Source organism: Kitasatospora sp. NPDC059722 (genome assembly GCF_042733235.1).
GTDB lineage: Bacteria > Actinomycetota > Actinomycetes > Streptomycetales > Streptomycetaceae > Kitasatospora.
In genome coordinates this window covers 32413-50362 of record NZ_JBHWGD010000040.1, presented here as the reverse complement: position 1 = coordinate 50362, position 17950 = coordinate 32413, and the positions used below count along the sequence as shown (strand labels likewise).

The following is a 17950-nucleotide window of genomic DNA, read 5'->3' as shown; positions in this document are numbered from 1 at the left end:
TCGGCCGGCTTCGGTGTCGGTCAGCCCGGCCGGGTACGGTCCACCGGCCGCGAGCATCCTATCGACGCCGTATCGGGAACCGCCTCCGGGGGCCCCAGGTGTGATCAATCAGGCACGACTGGCCTAGTTCGGCGGGAACCGGACCCCCGATGGGGACTCTGGGTGATCGATCGATTGCGCTACGGTGTCGCATCCGCCACCGCCGACACCCTTCTGAGGCATCTGTGCCGCATCGTCCCCGACCGTCCGTCGTCCCCCTCCTCTGTGCGCTGGCGCTCGCCGCGGGCTGCACCACGGTCGGCGGGCCGTCCGACGACCGGGCCGCGCCGGTGCACGAACTGTCCGCGGCCGAACTGCGGACGGCCGCGGTGACCGACGCCGACCTCGGCGCCGGCTACGCGGTGACGGTCATGACGCCCGGTCACGGTGACACCGGGCAGGGCTCCGGGCGGGAGACGTCGGACGTCCCGGCCTGCCAGCCGCTGCTGGACGCCGTGGCACCCGGCGGTGGTGCGGGCCCGGGCGCGGCCTCGCCCGGCGCGGGGCTGCCGTACGCGGAGACCGATCTGAGCGTGGCCCGGGCGGCCGACCCCGCGGGCGCGGCGTACGGCGCCCTGGTGGGCTACCGCTCGGGGCGGGCCATGCAGGTTCAGGCGGAGCTGGAGAAGCTGTTCGGTCCGTGCGCCGTCTTCACCTCGACGGCGCCGCCGCCACCGGCGGAGCGGGGGAAGAAGGGGGCGCAGTCGACGCACACCCGGCACCGGCTGGCCCAGGCCGACACGCCCACGCCCGAGGGAGCGGACGCGGCGACCGGATTCACCCTCACGAATGAATCGGGTACGGCCGTGCTGTCCCAGCGTGCCGTGCTGACCCGGGTCGGTCCCGCACTCGCGGTGTTCACGACCTTCGGCGTCTCCTCCGAGCCGGCCGCGGCGCCGGACGAGCGGATCGTGCGGCAGCAGGTGGCGAAGCTGCGGGCGGCCCAGACCGGGAAGTGAGGGGCCGCCCGGACGGGTCGACGCGGGCCGGGGGCTCAGTGCGCGCCGGCCTCCGAATGGGTGGCGACGAGGTGCTCCAGCCGGGTGAGGGCGATCCGGCGCAGCTCGTCGGCCGCGACCAGGCGCTCCTCGTCCGGGTCGTTGGCGAGCCGGGTGCGGATCGAGGAGAGCACGGTGTCGAGCATCTCCTCGGGCGCGACGCCCTCCAGGCAGACCACGAAGACGTGGCCGAACCTGGCCTCGTACGCGGCGTGGGCCGCCCGCAGCGCGGTGTGCGCCGCCTGGCTGCCCGGGGCCCGCATGCCGAGCAGTGGCTGCGGCATCCAGCTCTCGTCGGCCAGGGCCTCGGCGAGGTCGGCCGGGCGGAGGTCGTAGGAGGCCTCGCTGGCGGCGGCCAGCAGGGACTCTATGTCGGGGTACGGCCGGTGGGCGGTGAGCCGCAGGGCCCAGCGGTGGCTGCCGCAGCAGGCCAGCAGGGCCTCCTCGGCGGCGCCGGCGTCGGCCTCGTTGAAGCGGTGCAACCCGAGGAGGGTCGGCTCGGAACTGGGATCGAGCCGCTGTGGCGGGATGTCGCTGGCCAGCGGGTCCTCCTCGTGAGGGCGGGAAGGTGGCCGGTGAAGGGTCCGGGTGGAGCAGGTGAAGTATGGGGCCGCGGGGTGGCGTCCTGAGCCTGCCGGGCAGCGGCTCAACGCTAGTTGAGCGCTCATCAGTTGGGGAGGGCGCACGCGGATTTCATCCGAACGAGCTATCAAGTTGTGACGTTGACACCTTCGCGTCAGCGCCCTCCCCGTCTTCGTCTGCTAGAGGGCCGCGGACGCTCAGGTGCAGCGCGTCCCGGCGGCCGGCATCGTGCCCGCGGTCAGGTAGGCCTCCAGGGCCTGGTCGATGCAGGCGTTGCCCTTGCCGAACGCGCCGTGGCCCTCGCCCACCCGGGTCAGCAGGGTGGCGCCGGCGAAGCCCTTGGCCAGCGCCTCGGCGGCGGCGTACGGGGTGGCGGGGTCGCCGGTGGAGCCGACGACCAGGATCGGGTCGGCGCCCTCGGCCCGGATGGTGTGCGGCTTCTCGGGGCTCCGGAACGGCCAGCCGTTGCACGAGGACTCGGTGAAGTCCTGCACGTCGACGCCCTTGGTGAGCAGCGGGGCCTGCTCCTGGAGCTGCTTGACGGCCTGCTGGGCGCGCTCGGCCGTGGGGGCCGGGGCGGAGCCGTCGGCGCAGGAGATCGCCGCGTGCGCCTCCTCCATCGGGGAGTAGTGGCCGTTCTCGTCGCGCTCGTCGTAGTCGTCGGCGAAGGCGAGCAGGACGTCGCCCTTGTCGTTCTTCATCGCGACGGAGAGCGCGACGCGCAGATACTGCCAGGTGCTGTTCTCGTCGCCGTAGAGCGCGCCGCGCACGCCCGTCCAGGCGAGGTCGCTGCCGACCTTGCGGCCGTCCTTGGTGGGCAGCGGGTGGTCGCGCAGGCCGTCCAGGAAGTCGGCGGCCTTCTTGGCGGCCTGGCCGGAGTCCTTGCCCAGCGGGCACTCGGCCGCGTGGTTGTCGACGCAGTCGGCGGCGAAGCGCTCGAAGGACTTCTCGAAGCCGGCCTGCTGCTTGACGACCGAGTCGAGCTCGTCGGCGGCGGGGTCGACGGCGCCGTCCAGGACGAGGCGGCCGGCGTTCTTCGGGAACTCCTCGGCGTACAGCGAGCCGAGGTAGGTGCCGTAGGAGACGCCCAGATAGTTGAGCTTCTTGTCGCCGACGGCGGCGCGCAGCACGTCCATGTCGCGGGCGGAGTTGCGGGTGCCGACGAAGGCCAGCAGCTTGCCGGACTTCGCCTGGCAGGCGGCGATGAACTCGGCGTTCTGCTGGTCGGACTGGGCCTTGCGGGCGGCCGGGTCGAGCGGCGAGTCGACCTGGGCCTCGGCGTCGCGCCGCTTGTCGTCCAGGCAGGTGATCGGGGAGCTGGCACCGGTGCCGCGCGGGTCGAAGCCGACCACGTCGAAGCGGCTGTGCAGGGTGCCGGCGAAGTCCTTGGCGCCGTACTTGACCATCTCGACGCCGGAGCCGCCCGGGCCGCCGGGGTTGACCACGAGCGAGCCGATCCGCTGGTCGGGCTTGGTGGCCGGGTACTTGACGAGCGCGAGGTCGAGCGCGTCCTTGGCCGGGTCGGTGTAGTCCAGCGGGACGTGCAGCTTGCCGCACAGCATGGCGGAGACGTCGGCCTTGGCGTCCGCGGCCTTCGGGTCCGGCGGGCAGGGGGCCCAGGTGATCTGCTGGGCGTAGAAGGGCTTGAGCGCCGGGTCGTCCGCCCCGGTCGGCTTCGGCGTCGGGGTGGCCGTCGCGGTGGTGGCGGCGGCGGACGCCGGGCTGCCGGCGGCCTTGTCCTGGGCCGTCGTGGTGTTGTCGTCGCAGGCGGAGGTGAGGAGCAGGGTGCCGGCTGCCAGGGCGGTCAGCAGGACCCGTGGGCGGGCGGCCCGGTTGATGTTCATCGCACGTGTGTATCACTGCCGGGTCACACCGTTGATCAACGGGTGCCGGGCTGCCCGCCGGGGCTCTGATCAGGCGCGATGCACCTTGTGGTTGGCGGCCTGGGCACGCGGGCGGACGACCAGCAGGTCGATGTTCACGTGCGACGGGCGGGTGACCGTCCAGGCGACGGTGTCGGCGACGTCCTCCGACGTCAGTGGCTCGGCGACGCCCGCGTAGACGGCCTCCGCCTTCGCCTCGTCGCCGCCGAAGCGGGTGAGCGCGAAGCCCTCGGACTTCACCATGCCGGGGGCGATCTCGATCACCCGGATCGGCTCGCCGCACAGCTCCAGCCGCAGCGTCGCCGCGATGGTGTGCGCGGCGTGCTTGGCCGCGACGTACCCGCCGCCGCCCTCGTACGCGGCCAGCGCGGCGGTCGAGGAGAGCACCAGCACGGTGCCGTCGCCGGTGGCGCGCAGGGCGGGCAGCAGGGCCTGCGTCACGTGCAGCACGCCGAGCACGTTCACCTCGTACATGGCGCGCCAGTCGGCCGGGTCGCCGTGCTCGACCGAGTCGGCGCCCAGCGCCCCGCCGGCGTTGTTCACCAGGACGTCGACCCGGCCGACCTCGGCGGCGAAGGCGTCCACGGCCGCCCGGTCGGTGACGTCCAGGGTGAAGGCCCGGCCGCCGATCTCCTTGGCGAGCGCCTCCACGCGCTCGGTGCGCCGGGCGGTCAGCACCACGTCGAAGCCCTCGGCGGCCAGCCGGCGGGCCGTCGCCGCGCCGATCCCGCTGCTGGCACCGGTGACCACGGCCACCTTCTGCTCGGTCATTGCCACTCCCTGGGGCTCGTCGATAAAGAGGTACGCACTTCGGTCGTAGGTCCGATCATCTCAATCGCGTCGGCTCCCCGTTCTCCGGCCCGGCAGGCCCTACATTGCGAGCGACGAGCCCCAGCCCGCCGATCCCCGTGGAGGGACCCATGGCAGCCGAGCCGCGCCGTGCCGAGTCAGGCTTCCCGATCGAGCCGCTGTACGGACCGGAGGCGCTGGCCGGGTGGGATCCGGGCAGCCGCCTCGGGAGACCGGGGGAGTTCCCGTACACCCGGGGCGTCTACCCGTCGATGTACACCGGCCGGCCGTGGACGATGCGCCAGTACGCGGGCTTCGGCACCGCGGCCGAGTCCAACGCCCGCTACCGGCAGCTGATCGCCGGCGGCGGCACCGGGCTCTCGGTGGCCTTCGACCTGCCCACCCAGATGGGCTACGACTCGGACGCGGCGCTCGCCGCCGGGGAGGTCGGCAAGGTCGGGGTGGCCGTCGACAGCGTCGAGGACATGGCGGTGCTGTTCGACGGGATCCCGCTGGGCGAGGTGTCCACCTCGATGACCATCAACGCGCCGGCCGGCCTGCTGCTGCTCCTCTACCAACTCGTCGGCGAGGCCCAGGGGGTGGCGCCGGACCGGCTCACCGGGACGATCCAGAACGACGTGCTGAAGGAGTACATCGCGCGCGGCACCTACATCTTCCCGCCCGCCCCCTCGCTGCGGCTGGTCGCGGACGTGTTCCGGTACTGCCGGGCGGAGATCCCGCGCTGGAACACCATCTCGATCTCCGGCTACCACATGGCCGAGGCCGGGGCCGGTCCGGCGCAGGAGATCGCCTTCACCCTGGCCAACGGCATCGCGTACGTGCGCACCGCGCTCGCCGCCGGGATGGCCGTCGACGACTTCGCGCCCCGGCTCTCCTTCTTCTTCGTGGCCCGCACCACGCTGCTGGAGGAGGTCGCCAAGTTCCGCGCCGCGCGCCGCATCTGGGCCCGGGTGATGCGCCAGGAGTTCGGCGCCCGGGACCCCCGCTCGCAGATGCTGCGCTTCCACACCCAGACCGCCGGGGTGCAGCTCACCGCCCAGCAGCCCGAGGTGAACCTCGTCCGGGTCTCGGTGCAGGCGCTCGCCGCGGTGCTCGGCGGCACCCAGTCGCTGCACACCAACAGCTTCGACGAGGCGATCGCGCTGCCCACCGAGAAGGCCGCCCGGCTCGCCCTGCGCACCCAGCAGGTCCTCGCGTTCGAGACCGACGTGACCGCCACCGTCGACCCGTTCGCCGGCTCCTACGTCGTCGAGTCGCTGACCGACGAGGTGGAGGCCGCCGCCCTCGCCCTGATGGCCCGGGTGGAGGAGCTGGGCGGTGCGGTGGCCGCGATCGAGAGCGGCTACCAGAAGGCGGAGATCGAGCGCACCGCCTACCGCGTCCAGCAGGAGACCGACGCCGGCGAGCGGACGGTGGTCGGCGTCAACCGCTTCCAGCTGGACGCCGAGGAGCCGTACCAGCCGCTGCGGGTGGACCCGGCGATCGAGCGGCAGCAGGCCGGGCGCCTCGCCCGGCTGCGCGCCGAGCGCGACGCGAGCGCGGTGGACCGGACGCTGAACGCGCTGCGTCGGACCGCCGAAGGAGGGGAGAACGTGCTCTATCCCATGAAGGACGCGCTGGCGGCCCGCGCTACCGTCGGCGAGGTGTGCGACGCGCTGCGCGAGGTGTGGGGCACGTACGCGCCGGTGGAACGCTTCTGACTATCCGTCAAACACGCAAAGGCCGTGACCGCCGCCCCGGGTGATCGTTGCACAGGACAAGCAACCCGGGGAAGGCGGCTGAAACGAGATGTCATACCCACCTGTCCGGCCGGTATGCGCCCATCCGGGGACTAATTTTCCGGAAGTCGGGCCAAGAACCCCCGACAGGCCTATCCTTGGGGAGATGAACCGTCCTGAGCCCGCTCAGCCGGGCGCCACTCTGTCCGCTGCCCGTCCCGCCGCCGAACTGCGCGCCCGGGTCAGGAGGCTGGAGCCAGAGCTGATCGCCTTCCGCCGCGATCTGCACCGGCACCCGGAGCTGGGCCGCCAGGAGTTCCGCACCACCGGCCTGATCCGCGACCGGCTGGTGGCGGCCGGTCTCACCCCCCGGGTGCTGCCCGGCGGCACCGGCCTGATCGTCGACATCGTCCCCGCCGGGACGGCCCCCGGCACCGGGATCCTCGCCTTCCGCGCCGACATCGACGCGCTGCCGATCGACGACGCCAAGACCGACGTCCCCTACCGCTCGACCGTCCCCGGCCGGGCCCACGCCTGCGGCCACGACGTGCACACCGCGGTTGTGCTCGGCACCGCGCTGGTGCTGGCCGACGCCGCCCGCAGCGGCGAGCTGCGCCGCCCGGTCCGGCTGGTGTTCCAGCCGGCCGAGGAGGTCATGCCCGGCGGCGCGCTGGACGTCATCAAGGCCGACGGGATGGACGGCGTCGAGCGGATCTTCGCCGTGCACTGCGACCCGAAGGTCGAGGTGGGCCGCATCGCGCTGCGCACCGGGGCCATCACCTCCGCCTGCGACCGCCTGGTGCTCCACCTGGACGGCCCCGGCGGGCACACCGCCCGGCCGCACCTGACCACCGACCTGGTGACCGCGATCGCCCGGATGGCCGCCGACCTGCCGGCCGCGTTCGCCCGCCGGATGGACCCGCGGTGGGGCGTCAGCCTGGTCTGGGGCCGGATCGCCTCCGGCTCCGCGCCCAACGTCATCCCGCAGCACGCCGAACTGGAGGGCACCATCCGCTGCCTGGAGCTGGACGGCTGGCGGGAGGCGCCGGACGTCCTGCACGACCTGATCGCCAAGGTCGCCGAGACCTACCGGGCGAAGTGGACGCTCGACTACCACCGCGGGGTGCCGCCGGTGGTGAACGAGGCGGTCTCCGTCGCCCTCCTGGACGAGGCCATGACGGCCCGGTTCGGCCGGGGCGGCGAGCAGGTGGTCGAGAGCACCGAACAGAGCCTGGGCGGCGAGGACTTCTCCTGGTACCTGGAGCACGCCCCGGGCGCGCTGGCCCGGTTGGGCGTCCGCGCCCCCGGCGACACCTCCGTCCGCGACCTGCACCAGGGCCGCTTCGACGTGGACGAGCGGGCGATCGGGATCGGTGCGGAACTGTTCGCGGCGCTGGCGCTGGAGGTCGACGGGAGCTGACCCGCATCCGCGCGCGTGCGGCCGTCGCGTGGCGGAGACGTCGGGATCCGGGGTTTCGGCGCTGTTCCGTAAACTGGAGCGCACCAGTTCCGGATCACCGTCCGCGCACGGGAAATGGGCCTCGGGGCGACCGTCAGACCACGGTTTGATAACAACCCGAATGCTCCGGCACCCCGTAACACAACCGTGTTCTACGCGCGTTACGGTGGCGTCCGACCACGCTAATCGGGTGCGTGTGAGAAGGAGAAACTCCCTTGCGCCGTTCAATGAAGCTCGCCGCGGTTGTGCTCTCGGGTTCCCTGGGCATGGCCTCGCTCGCCGCTTGCGGCGCAAAGAGCACTGACAACACCTCCTCCGGCTCGTCCTCCGACGGCGGCCTCAAGGTCGGTATGGCCTACGACATCGGCGGCCGTGGCGACCAGTCGTTCAACGACTCCGCCGCCCGCGGTCTCGACAAGGCCAAGTCCGACCTCGGCGTCTCGGTCACCGAGGCCGAGGCCAAGGCCGGCGAGGCCGAGGCGGACAAGGAGACCCGCCTCAAGAACCTGATCGACGCCGGTTACAAGACCGTCATCGCGGTCGGGTTCGTGTACCAGCCGGCCGTCAACAAGATCGCCAAGGACAACCCGGACGTCAAGTTCGCGATCATCGACTCGCACGACGACGCCCAGCCGGCCAACGTCACCTCGCTCGTCTTCGCCGAGCAGGAGGGCTCCTACCTCGCCGGTGTGGCCGCCGCGCTGAAGACCAAGACCAAGCACGTCGGCTTCATCGGCGGTGTGCAGACCGAGCTGATCAAGAAGTTCGAGGCCGGTTACCGCGCGGGCGTCAAGTCCGTCGACCCGCAGATGCCGGTCGAGGTCACCTACCTCACCACGCCCCCGGACTTCTCCGGCTTCGCCTCGCCCGACAAGGGCAAGGAGGCCGCGCAGGGCCAGCTCGACAAGGGCGCGGACGTCATCTACTCCGCCGCCGGCTCCTCCGGCAATGGCGCCATCGAGGCCGTCGCCAACAAGCAGGGCGCCCTGGCCATCGGCGTCGACTCCGACCAGGCCACCCAGCCGGCCCTGGCGAAGTACAAGAACAGCATCCTCACCTCGATGGTGAAGAACGTCGACAACGCGGTGTTCTCGTACATCCAGTCGGTCAAGCAGGGTGCCCCGTTCACCGGCACCAAGCTCTTCGACCTGAAGGCCGACGGTGTCCAGCTCGCCACCACCGGTGGCAAGATCGACGACATCAAGACCCAGCTGGACGCCGCCGCCAACGCGATCAAGACCGGCGCCACCACCGTCCCGACCGCGCCCGCCCAGTAAGGCGCCGCGCGGCCCGGACGTCGTAGCGGCTGCCGCCTGCCCGGCAGCGCGATGATGGGCACAGCAACACGGGAGGGGCCCGGCAGGGTGCGCTCAACGCGTACCCCCGGGCCCCCTTCCGTCCCCCCTCACTTCCCCGCTCCCCCCTTTTGGCCCTCCCAGCGCAACGACGCGCCTCCAGACCACCAGGAGATCGCCATCACCGCATCCGACCCCGTCCCCCTGCGCAAGGACGGAACCCCCAGCGCGGGGACGGCGACCACGGCCGTCGAACTGCGCGGTATCACCAAGCGCTTCCCCGGAGTCGTGGCCAACCACGACATCAACCTCACCGTCCGCGGTGGCACCGTGCACGCCCTCATGGGCGAGAACGGCGCCGGCAAGTCGACGCTGATGAAGATCCTCTACGGCATGCAGAAGCCGGACGAGGGCACCATCGCGATCAACGGCGAGCAGTGCGAGTTCAATTCCCCGGGCGACGCCATCGCCCGCGGCATCGGCATGGTGCACCAGCACTTCATGCTCGCCGACAACCTCACGGTGTGGGAGAACGTCGTCCTCGGCGGCGAGAGCCTCTACGGCATCGGCGCCAAGGCCAAGGCGAAGATCAAGGAGATCTCCGACCAGTACGGCCTGGGCGTGCGCCCGGACGCGCTGGTCGAGGACCTCGGCGTCGCCGACCGCCAGCGCGTCGAGATCCTCAAGGTGCTCTACCGCGGCGCCCGGATCCTGATCCTCGACGAGCCCACCGCCGTCCTCGTCCCGCAGGAGGTCGACGCGCTGTTCGACAACCTGCGGGAGCTGAAGTCCGAGGGCGTCACCGTCATCTTCATCTCGCACAAGCTGCACGAGGTGCTCGCGGTCGCCGACGCGATCAGCGTCATCCGCCGCGGCACCACGGTCGGCGACGCGGACCCGAAGTCCGTGACCGCCCGCCAGCTCGCCGAGATGATGGTCGGCGCCGAGCTGCCCTCCCCGGAGAGCCGCGAGTCGACCGTCACCAGCACCGAGATGCTGGACGTCCAGGGCCTGCGGATCGCCAAGACCGACGCCGAGGGCATCGAGCGCGTCGTCCTCGACGACATCTCGCTGACCATCCGCAAGGGCGAGGTCCTCGGCATCGCCGGTGTCGAGGGCAACGGCCAGGCCGAACTGGTCGAGGCCATCATGGGCATGCTCCCGCTGGACGCCGGCACCGTCACCCTCGACGGCAAGGACCTGTCCGGCAGCCTCACCCGCGCCCGTCGCGAGGCCGGCATCGGCTACATCCCCGAGGACCGCCACCGCCACGGCCTGCTGCTGGAGGCCCCGCTCTGGGAGAACCGGATCCTCGGTCACGTCACCGAGAAGCCGAACTCCAACGGCCCGCTGCTCGACCCGGCCGGGGCCCGGCAGGACACCTGGCGCATCGTCCGGGAGTTCGACGTCCGCACCCCGGGCATCGAGGTCACCGCGGCCTCCCTCTCCGGCGGCAACCAGCAGAAGCTGATCATCGGCCGCGAGATGGCCCACGAGCCCAAGCTGCTGATCGCCGCGCACCCCACCCGCGGCGTGGACGTCGGCGCGCAGGCGCAGATCTGGGAGCACATCCGGGTCGCGCAGCGCAACGGCCTGGCCGTGCTGCTGATCTCCGCCGACCTGGACGAGCTCATCGGCCTCTCCGACACCATCCGGGTCATCTACCGCGGCCGCCTGGTCGCCGACGCCGACCCGGCCACCGTCACCGCCGAGGACCTGGGCACCGCGATGACCGGTGCGGCCCGCGGCCACCTGGAGTCCGACCCGGAGGCCGTCGCCGCCGCGCAGGCCGTCGCGGCCGAGGGCACCACGGTCGAGGACGCGCACCCGCACACCGACACCGCCGACGACGCCGAGGCGGGGGAGTAACCCACATGACCAGTCCCAACCCCCCTGCCGCCAAGCGCAGTCTGGCGCAGCGGATCAGCGGTGAGCGGATCGTGTTCGCACTGGCGGCGCCGGTGCTCGCGGTCCTGCTCTCGGTGACGATCTGCTCGATCCTGCTGGCGACCTCGGGCAAGAACCCGTTCGACGCGTGGAACGTGATGATCACGTACGCCACCAAGTCGGACGGCCAGGTGGCGATCCTCAACCGGGCCACCACCTACTACCTGGCCGCCGCGGCCGCCGCGTTCGGGTTCCGGATGAACCTGTTCAACATCGGCGTCGAGGGCCAGTACCGCGTCGCGGCGCTGTTCACGGCGTACGTCGGCAGCCAGATCGACCTGCCGTCGTTCATCCAGATCCCGCTGCTGCTGATCACCGCCATGCTGGCCGGTGGCCTGTACGCGGCGATCGCCGGTGCGCTGAAGGTCTTCCGCGGCGTCAGCGAGGTCATCGCGACCATCATGCTGAACGCCATCTCGATCGCGATCGTCGGTCTGCTCCTCGTCCCGGGCATCTTCGCCCCGAAGGTCAGCAGCACCAGCAACTCGATCCAGACCAGCCCGGTCTCGCAGTCCAGCCACTTCTTCTCGATCAACACGGCCGGCGGCGACCTCTGGGGCTTCCTGTTCATCGCGATCCTGGTCGGCGTGGTCTTCCAGTTCGTGCTGACCCGCACCCGCTTCGGCTTCGACCTGCGCGCCACCGGCCGCTCGGAGAGCGCCGCGACCGCGTCGGGCGTGAACGTCAAGCGGATGGTCATGATCTCGATGGCCGTCTCCGGCGCCATCGCCGGTCTGATCGGCCTGCCCGAACTGCTGCAGAACTCGTTCTACTTCGGCCAGAGCTTCCAGGCCGGTCTCGGCTTCCTCGGGATCTCGGTCGCGCTGCTGGGCCGCAACAGCCCGCTCGGCATGGCCTTCGCGGCGCTGCTGTTCGCGTTCCTGGACGCCACCGGCTCGCAGCTGCCGCTGAACGGCGGCTTCCCGTTCGAGATCGTCGCGGTCATGCAGGGCACCATCGTCATCTGCGTCGTCGTCGCGTACGAGCTCGTGCGCCGCTACGGCCTGAAGCGCCAGCAGCAGAAGGTCGGCGCCCAGCTCGCCGCCCAGCTCGCGGCCACGGAGAAGAAGGAGGTGTCGGCATGAGCACGGCCACCGCTGCCGCTCGTCCCAAGGCGCCCGGTGCGCCCGCCAAGAAGCGCAAGCTGTCCTGGCCGGTCGTGCTGCTGCTGATCGCCGGCGCCCTCGCGCTCTTCTCCGCCGTGGGCATGGCCACCGGCAACCACTCGCTGACCTCCTCCGGTCAGATCACCGCCGCGCTCAGCGCCGCCGTGCCGATCGGCATGGCCGGTCTCGGCGGTCTGTGGTCCGAGCGGGCCGGCGTGGTCAACATCGGCCTCGAAGGCATGATGGTCGCCGGCACCTTCTGCGGCGCCTGGGCCGGCTACCTGGTGAACCCGTGGGTCGGCCTGCTGGCCGGCATGGCCGGCGGCGCCCTCGGCGGCCTGCTGCACGCGGTCATCACCGTCACCTTCGGCGTCGACCACATCGTCTCCGGCGTCGGCATCAACCTGCTGATCCCCGGCATCTGCGCGTACGTCAACCGGATCTACTACAAGGACTACGTCGCCGTCGGTGCCGGCGCCAACCAGTCCCCGCCGGCCGACCCGCTGCCGTACATCACCATCCCGGGTCTGTCGCCCTGGCTGGACGGCATCGAGAAGCACCACTGGTTCTTCGTCTCGGACGTCGCCGGCGTGGTCGGCGGAATGGTCACCAACATCTCGGTGGTCGTGGTCCTGGCCGGTGCGCTGATCGTGGTCAGCTACTTCGCGCTCTGGCGCACGGTGTTCGGCCTGCGACTGCGCTCCTGCGGTGAGAACCCGACCGCGGCCGAGTCGCTGGGCGTCAACGTCTACAAGTACAAGTACCTGGCGGTCATGGCCTCCGGCGCCTTCGCGGGCCTCGGCGGCGCGTACCTCTCGCTGGTCGCCGCGCACTTCTACAAGGACGGCCAGACCAACGGCCGCGGCTTCATCGGCCTCGCGGCGATGATCTTCGGCAACTGGATGCCGGGCGGGCTCTCCATGGGCGCCGGGCTGTTCGGCTTCACCGACAGCCTCCAGCTGCGTGACCCGCAGTCGGTGCACGTGCTGATCCTGACCGTCTCCATCGCGATGGGCCTCCTCGCGCTGTGGCAGCTGTACCGCCGCAAGTACACCGCCGTGGTGATCTCGCTGGTGGTCGCCGGCGGCCTCGGCGCCTGGTACGCGCTCACCGACGAGGTGCAGCGCCCGCTGATCGTCGCGACGCCGTACGTGATCACCCTCGTGGTGCTCTCGCTGGCCTCGCAGCGCCTGCGGATGCCCAAGGCGGACGGCCAGATCTACCGCAAGGGCCAGGGCAAGTGACGGCCCCCGTGATCGACTGGGAGCGGCTGCGTGACGCCGCGCGCGAGGCCATGACCCGCGCGTACGCGCCGTACAGCAAGTTCCCGGTCGGCGCGGCCGCGCTGGTGGACGACGGGCGGCTGGTCACCGGCTGCAACGTCGAGAACGCCTCGTACGGGCTCGGACTGTGCGCCGAGTGCGGGCTGGTGTCCGCGCTGCACGCCAGTGGCGGCGGCCGGCTGACCGCGTTCACCTGCGTGGACGGCTCCGGCGAGCTGCTCATGCCGTGCGGGCGCTGCCGCCAGCTGCTGTACGAGCACGGCGGGCCCGACCTGCTGGTCGACCTGGCCTCCGGCGTGAAGCCGATGAGCGAGGTCCTGCCCGACGCGTTCGGGCCGGAGCGGCTCTAGCATCTGCATTTGTTACGCGCGTAGAGTGTCGCGAGTGGGCCGCAACCCGGTCATCTCGCGACACTCTTCGCTTTTTGAATCCCCTCTTGGAGCACGCATGGACGCCATCTCCGTCATCAGGACCAAGCGCGACCGCGGAGAGCTGAGCGACGCTCAGATCGACTGGGTCATCGACGCCTACACCCGCGGCGAGGTCGCCGACGAGCAGATGTCCGCCCTGGCCATGGCCATCCTGCTGAACGGCATGAAGCCGCGCGAGATCAGCCGCTGGACCGAGGCCATGATCCGTTCCGGCGTCCGGATGGACTTCTCCTCGCTCCCGCTGCCCACCAGCGACAAGCACTCCACCGGCGGCGTCGGCGACAAGATCACCCTCCCGCTCGCCCCGCTCGTCGCCGCCTGCGGCGCCGCCGTCCCGCAGCTCTCCGGCCGCGGCCTCGGCCACACCGGCGGCACCCTCGACAAGCTGGAGTCCATCCCCGGCTGGCGCGCGCTGCTCTCCAACGACGAGATGATGGACGTCCTGCGCGGCGCCGGCGCCGTCATCTGCGCCGCCGGCGACGGCCTCGCGCCCGCAGACAAGAAGCTGTACGCGCTGCGCGACGTCACCGGCACGGTCGAGGCCATCCCGCTGATCGCCTCCTCGATCATGTCCAAGAAGATCGCCGAGGGCACCGGCGCGCTCGTCCTCGACGTCAAGGTCGGCTCCGGCGCGTTCATGAAGAACCTCGACGACGCCCGCGAGCTCGCCCGCACCATGGTCGGCCTCGGCACCACCGCCGGCGTCAACACCGTCGCCCTGCTCACCGACATGTCGACCCCGCTCGGCCTCACCGCCGGCAACGCGCTGGAGGTCCGCGAGTCGGTCGAGGTGCTGGCGGGCGGCGGCCCGGCCGACGTCGTCGAGCTCACCCTCGCGCTCGCCCGCGAGATGCTCGCCGCGGCCGGCGTGCACGGCAAGGACCCGGCGGACGCGCTGCGCGACGGCTCGGCGATGGACCACTGGCGCCGCATGATCACCGCCCAGGGCGGCGACGTCGACGCGCCGCTGCCGGTCGCCCGCGAGCAGCACGTCATCCCGGCCCCCGCCTCCGGCGTGCTCACCACGCTCGACGCGTACGCCGTCGGCGTCAGCGCCTGGCGCCTGGGCGCCGGCCGCGCCCGCAAGGAGGACCCGGTGCAGGCCGGCGCGGGCATCGAGATGCACGCCAAGCCCGGTGACACCGTCGTGGCCGGCCAGCCGCTGCTGACCCTGCACACCGACACCCCCGAGCGCTTCGAGTACGCCATCGAGGCCCTCGCCGGCGGCATCGAGGTCGCCCCCGAGGGCACCGCGTTCACCGCGAACCCGATCGTCCTCGACCGCATCGCGTAGTCGTGCGGAGGGCCCTGGCGGAGCGGTGCCGCCAGGGCCCTTCTCGTTCTCCGCTGTGCGGCGACTGTTCGGCCGCGGCGAGGACGGTCTTGAGGAAGGTGGCCGTGGCGGATTCCGCTGCTGTTCGTACGAACTGACCGAAGGAACCTACGGCAGGTCGGGCGGGTGTCAGCCGTAGGTGAGCAGACCGCTGGTGTCGAGGGTCCAGGGGCCGACGGTGATCTTGTCTCCGAAGTTGAACTTCTCGCGGGACTCGTAGCCGGGCTCCGAGTGCACGATGCCGGTGCCGTCGCGGGGATCGATGATCAGGTAGAACGGGATGCCCATGGCCGAGTAGTCGCGGACTTTGTTGTGGTAGTCGTTGTCGGGGTTGGACTTGGAGACGATCTCCACGACGAGCAGCACCTCGTGCGGGAGAACTGCCGGCTGCTCCCCCTCCAGGGTCGCTTCGGGGAAGACCATCACGTCCGGGTTGCGTAGCTGGCCGAGCCCCGCGTCCTCAAGATCCGCGCCGTGGTAGGCGATGTGGCCGGGATTCGTGTCCGGCAACTGGGCATTGAGCTGTCGGGAGATGCGCAGCACGGCGAGTTCGTGGCGCTTCACCGGCGACATCGTCATCACGATCGCGCCGTTGGCGATTTCGATCTTCCCTGTTCCCGGAATCCGGGGCAGTTGGTCGGCGATCTCCCGCAGCCGGGCGTACGCAGCCGGATCGATGCTCATGTTCCGGAGTCTATCGGCGCCGACTGTCAAGAGCTCGGGACTGCTCGGCGGGTGGTATATGCCTGCCGGGTGGCGTAGAGGGTGACGGCGGCGGCGAGGGTCATGGCGGTGAGGCCGACGGTGGCGGCGCCGGGCCAGCCGGTGGCGTGGTAGGCGTCGGCGCCGATCGTGCCGCCGAGGCTGTTGCCCAGGTAGTAGGCGATCAGGTAGAGGGCGGAGGCCTGGGCGCGGCCCTCCGTCGCGGTGCGGCCGACGGCGGACGAGGCGGTGGCGTGGCCGGCGAAGAAGCCGGCGGTGATCAGGACCAGGCCGAGCAGGGCGCAGACCAGGGAGTCGGCCAGGGACAGCAGGAGCCCGGCGGCGGTCACGCCGATGGAGACGTAGAGGGCGCCGCGCCGGCCCAGGCGGCCGGAGAGCCGGCCGGCGGCGGCCGAGGTGCCGGTGCCGACCAGGTAGACGACGAAGATCGAGGCGGCGACCGACTCCGGCAGGTGGAAGGGGGCGCCGATCAGCCGGTAGCCGACGGTGTTGTAGACCGCGCCGAACACAGCCATGAACAGCAGCCCGAGCGCGTACAGCCGGACCAGCAGCGGGTTGCGCAGGTGCCGTCCGACGGTCCGGGCGAGGGCGCGCGGGTCCACCGGGGCCGGGGTGAAGTGTCGGGCGGCGGGGATGAGCAGCCGGAACGCGAGCACCGCGAGCAGCGCGAGGACGGCGGAGGCGGCGAGGCCCCAGCGCCAGCCGAACGCGGCGGCGGTCCAGCCGGACAGCAGTCGGCCGCCCATGCCGCCGATGCTGTTGCCGGCCACGTACAGGCCCATCGCGGAGGCCAGCGCGCTCGGGTGGACCTCCTCGGCGAGGTAGGCCATCGCCGTGGCGGGGAGCCCGGCGAGGGCGGCGCCCTGGAGGACGCGCAGGACGACGAGCGTGGTGAGGTCGGGCGCGAACGGCAGGGCGAGGGCGAGGGCGGAGGCGGCGAGCGTGGAGGCCGTCATCACGGCGGTGCGGCCGTACCGGTCGGACAGCGCGCTCGCGGGCAGGAGTCCGAGGGCGAGTCCGAGGGTGGCGGCGGAAGCGGTCCAGCTGGCCTGACCGGGCGTGAGGTCGAGGTCGGCGGAGAGGACCGGCAGCAGGCCCTGGGTGGAGTAGAGCAGGACGAACGTGGCGACCCCGGCGGCGAACAGGGCGAGGTTGGCGCGGCGGAACGCGCGCTGGCCGGGGCGGTGGCGGTCGTCGTGGGTCGGGACGCGGGCGGCGGAGGCATCCGGGGCGGGCACGGATGCCCTGGTATCGGCGGGCTGCATGACGTCGACGTTAGGCCTGCCGGGTTGATGCGTCCAATGCATGAACACTGGATGATCGATGCACTAGCGCATGAGTCGAGGATGGTGGCGGGATGACCGCGGAGGAAGCGGCGAACGGCACGGAGCAGCCCCGGTACCGGCCGGCCGAGCTGGGGCCCGGCCTGCCGGCCGTTCAACTGGCGCCGCGGCTGGCCCAGTTCGCGGCCGTGGCCCGGCTGGAGCACGTGACGCAGGCGGCGGCGGTGCTCGGCATGCCGCAGCCGACGCTGTCGCGGTCGGTGGCGCGGCTGGAGGAGGAGCTGGGGGTGGAGCTGCTGGCCCGTCAGGGCCGGACGGTCCGGCTGACCAGGGCGGGGCGGCTGCTGCTGGCCTCGGTGGAGCGGGCGCTGGCCGAGGTCGAGCGCGGCGCCGAGGCGGCCCGGGCGGAGGCGGACCCGTCGGTCGGGCGGGTGGCGTTCGGTTTCCTGCACACGATGGGGACGGACGCCGTCCCCGCGCTGCTGCGGGACTTCCGGGTGGCGCACCCGCAGGTGCGGTTCCAGCTGGTGCAGGACTACGTCGGCGCGATGCTGGAGCGGCTGCTGGACGGCGAGCTGGACCTGTGCCTGGTGGCGCCGCTGCCCGACGACCCGGCCTTCGCCGCCCGCCCGCTGGACGAGCAGCGGCTGCACCTGGTCGTCCCGGCGGACCACCGGCTGGCCGGGCGGCGGCGGATCCGGCTCGCGGAGGTGGCGGAGGAGACGTTCGTCGGGCTGGAGGAGGGGTACGGGCTGCGGGCGATCACGGACGGGTTCTGCGCGGAGGCCGGGTTCGTGCCGCGGCTGGCCTTCGAGGGGGAGGAGGCGGAGACGCTGCGCGGGCTGGTGGCGGCCGGGCTCGGGGTGGCGCTGCTGCCGCCGGCGCTGGTGCCGCGGCCGGGGGTGGTGGAGCTGGAGGTGACGGCGCCGCGGACCCGGCGGGCGATCGGGCTGGCCTGGGCGGCGGGGCGGCCGCTGACGCCGCCGGTGCGGGCGTTCCGGGACTTCGTGCTGTCGCGGCGCGGGCGGCTGCTCGAACACGACTGAAACCCGCGGATTCC

The 17950-nt window shown here is 72.0% G+C and carries 15 protein-coding genes; 10 read left to right on the top strand and 5 right to left on the bottom strand.

Features of this window, described 5'->3' with window-relative positions; genetic code table 11:
- Positions 1–224 precede the first annotated feature (224 nt).
- Positions 225–998, top strand: a complete 774-nt coding sequence (locus tag ACFV4F_RS24485; protein WP_380505439.1) for a hypothetical protein — start codon at positions 225–227, stop codon at positions 996–998.
- Between the two features lie 35 nt (positions 999–1033).
- On the opposite strand, the gene ACFV4F_RS24480 is transcribed toward ACFV4F_RS24485, so the two are convergent.
- From ACFV4F_RS24480 to ACFV4F_RS24470, 3 genes are all read right to left on the bottom strand, one after another.
- Complete coding sequence (locus tag ACFV4F_RS24480) at positions 1034–1519, bottom strand: 2-oxo-4-hydroxy-4-carboxy-5-ureidoimidazoline decarboxylase (protein WP_380439032.1); 486 nt, start codon at positions 1517–1519, stop codon at positions 1034–1036.
- A gap of 297 nt (positions 1520–1816) precedes the next feature.
- Positions 1817–3463, bottom strand: coding sequence for an alpha/beta hydrolase (locus ACFV4F_RS24475; protein ID WP_380505436.1), 1647 nt, complete (start codon positions 3461–3463; stop codon positions 1817–1819).
- A 69-nt stretch (positions 3464–3532) separates the two neighbouring features.
- A complete protein-coding gene (locus ACFV4F_RS24470) occupies positions 3533–4273 on the bottom strand; it encodes an SDR family oxidoreductase (protein WP_380439036.1) in 741 nt (246 codons plus the stop codon).
- Between the two features lie 149 nt (positions 4274–4422).
- Between ACFV4F_RS24470 and ACFV4F_RS24465 the strand changes: the two genes are divergently transcribed.
- The 8 genes from ACFV4F_RS24465 (at position 4423) to ACFV4F_RS24430 (ending at position 14845) form a co-directional block, all read left to right on the top strand.
- Complete coding sequence (locus tag ACFV4F_RS24465) at positions 4423–6012, top strand: methylmalonyl-CoA mutase (RefSeq protein ID WP_380439038.1); 1590 nt, start codon at positions 4423–4425, stop codon at positions 6010–6012.
- A 184-nt stretch (positions 6013–6196) separates the two neighbouring features.
- On the top strand, positions 6197–7450 hold the full coding sequence (locus ACFV4F_RS24460) for an amidohydrolase (RefSeq protein WP_380439040.1): 1254 nt from the start codon (positions 6197–6199) through the stop codon (positions 7448–7450).
- Between the two features lie 254 nt (positions 7451–7704).
- Positions 7705–8766, top strand: a complete 1062-nt coding sequence (locus ACFV4F_RS24455; RefSeq protein WP_380439042.1) for a BMP family protein — start codon at positions 7705–7707, stop codon at positions 8764–8766.
- A gap of 306 nt (positions 8767–9072) precedes the next feature.
- Complete coding sequence (locus ACFV4F_RS24450; protein WP_380439043.1) at positions 9073–10653, top strand: ABC transporter ATP-binding protein; 1581 nt, start codon at positions 9073–9075, stop codon at positions 10651–10653.
- Between the two features lie 5 nt (positions 10654–10658).
- Positions 10659–11816, top strand: coding sequence for an ABC transporter permease (locus ACFV4F_RS24445; RefSeq protein WP_380439046.1), 1158 nt, complete (start codon positions 10659–10661; stop codon positions 11814–11816).
- Complete coding sequence (locus ACFV4F_RS24440; protein ID WP_380439048.1) at positions 11813–13081, top strand: ABC transporter permease; 1269 nt, start codon at positions 11813–11815, stop codon at positions 13079–13081. The genes ACFV4F_RS24445 and ACFV4F_RS24440 overlap by 4 nt, the downstream gene beginning before the upstream one ends.
- Positions 13078–13470 (top strand): cytidine deaminase, encoded by a 393-nt coding sequence (locus ACFV4F_RS24435; RefSeq protein ID WP_380439050.1) that lies wholly within the window; start codon positions 13078–13080, stop codon positions 13468–13470. Before ACFV4F_RS24440 ends, ACFV4F_RS24435 begins: the two co-directional genes overlap by 4 nt.
- A gap of 97 nt (positions 13471–13567) precedes the next feature.
- Complete coding sequence (locus ACFV4F_RS24430; RefSeq protein ID WP_380439052.1) at positions 13568–14845, top strand: thymidine phosphorylase; 1278 nt, start codon at positions 13568–13570, stop codon at positions 14843–14845.
- A gap of 168 nt (positions 14846–15013) precedes the next feature.
- Here the strand turns inward: ACFV4F_RS24430 and ACFV4F_RS24425 are convergent, their stop codons facing one another.
- Positions 15014–15568, bottom strand: a complete 555-nt coding sequence (locus ACFV4F_RS24425) for a Uma2 family endonuclease (RefSeq protein ID WP_380505433.1) — start codon at positions 15566–15568, stop codon at positions 15014–15016.
- 26 nt (positions 15569–15594) lie between these two features.
- The gene (locus tag ACFV4F_RS24420; RefSeq protein WP_380499138.1) at positions 15595–16872 is read right to left on the bottom strand and encodes an MFS transporter; all 1278 of its coding nucleotides are present in this window, start codon (positions 16870–16872) and stop codon (positions 15595–15597) included.
- Between the two features lie 92 nt (positions 16873–16964).
- Here ACFV4F_RS24420 and ACFV4F_RS24415 point away from each other — a divergent pair, with 92 nt between their 5' ends.
- Positions 16965–17936 (top strand): LysR family transcriptional regulator, encoded by a 972-nt coding sequence (locus tag ACFV4F_RS24415; RefSeq protein ID WP_380499139.1) that lies wholly within the window; start codon positions 16965–16967, stop codon positions 17934–17936.
- The last annotated feature ends 14 nt before the right edge of the window (positions 17937–17950 follow it).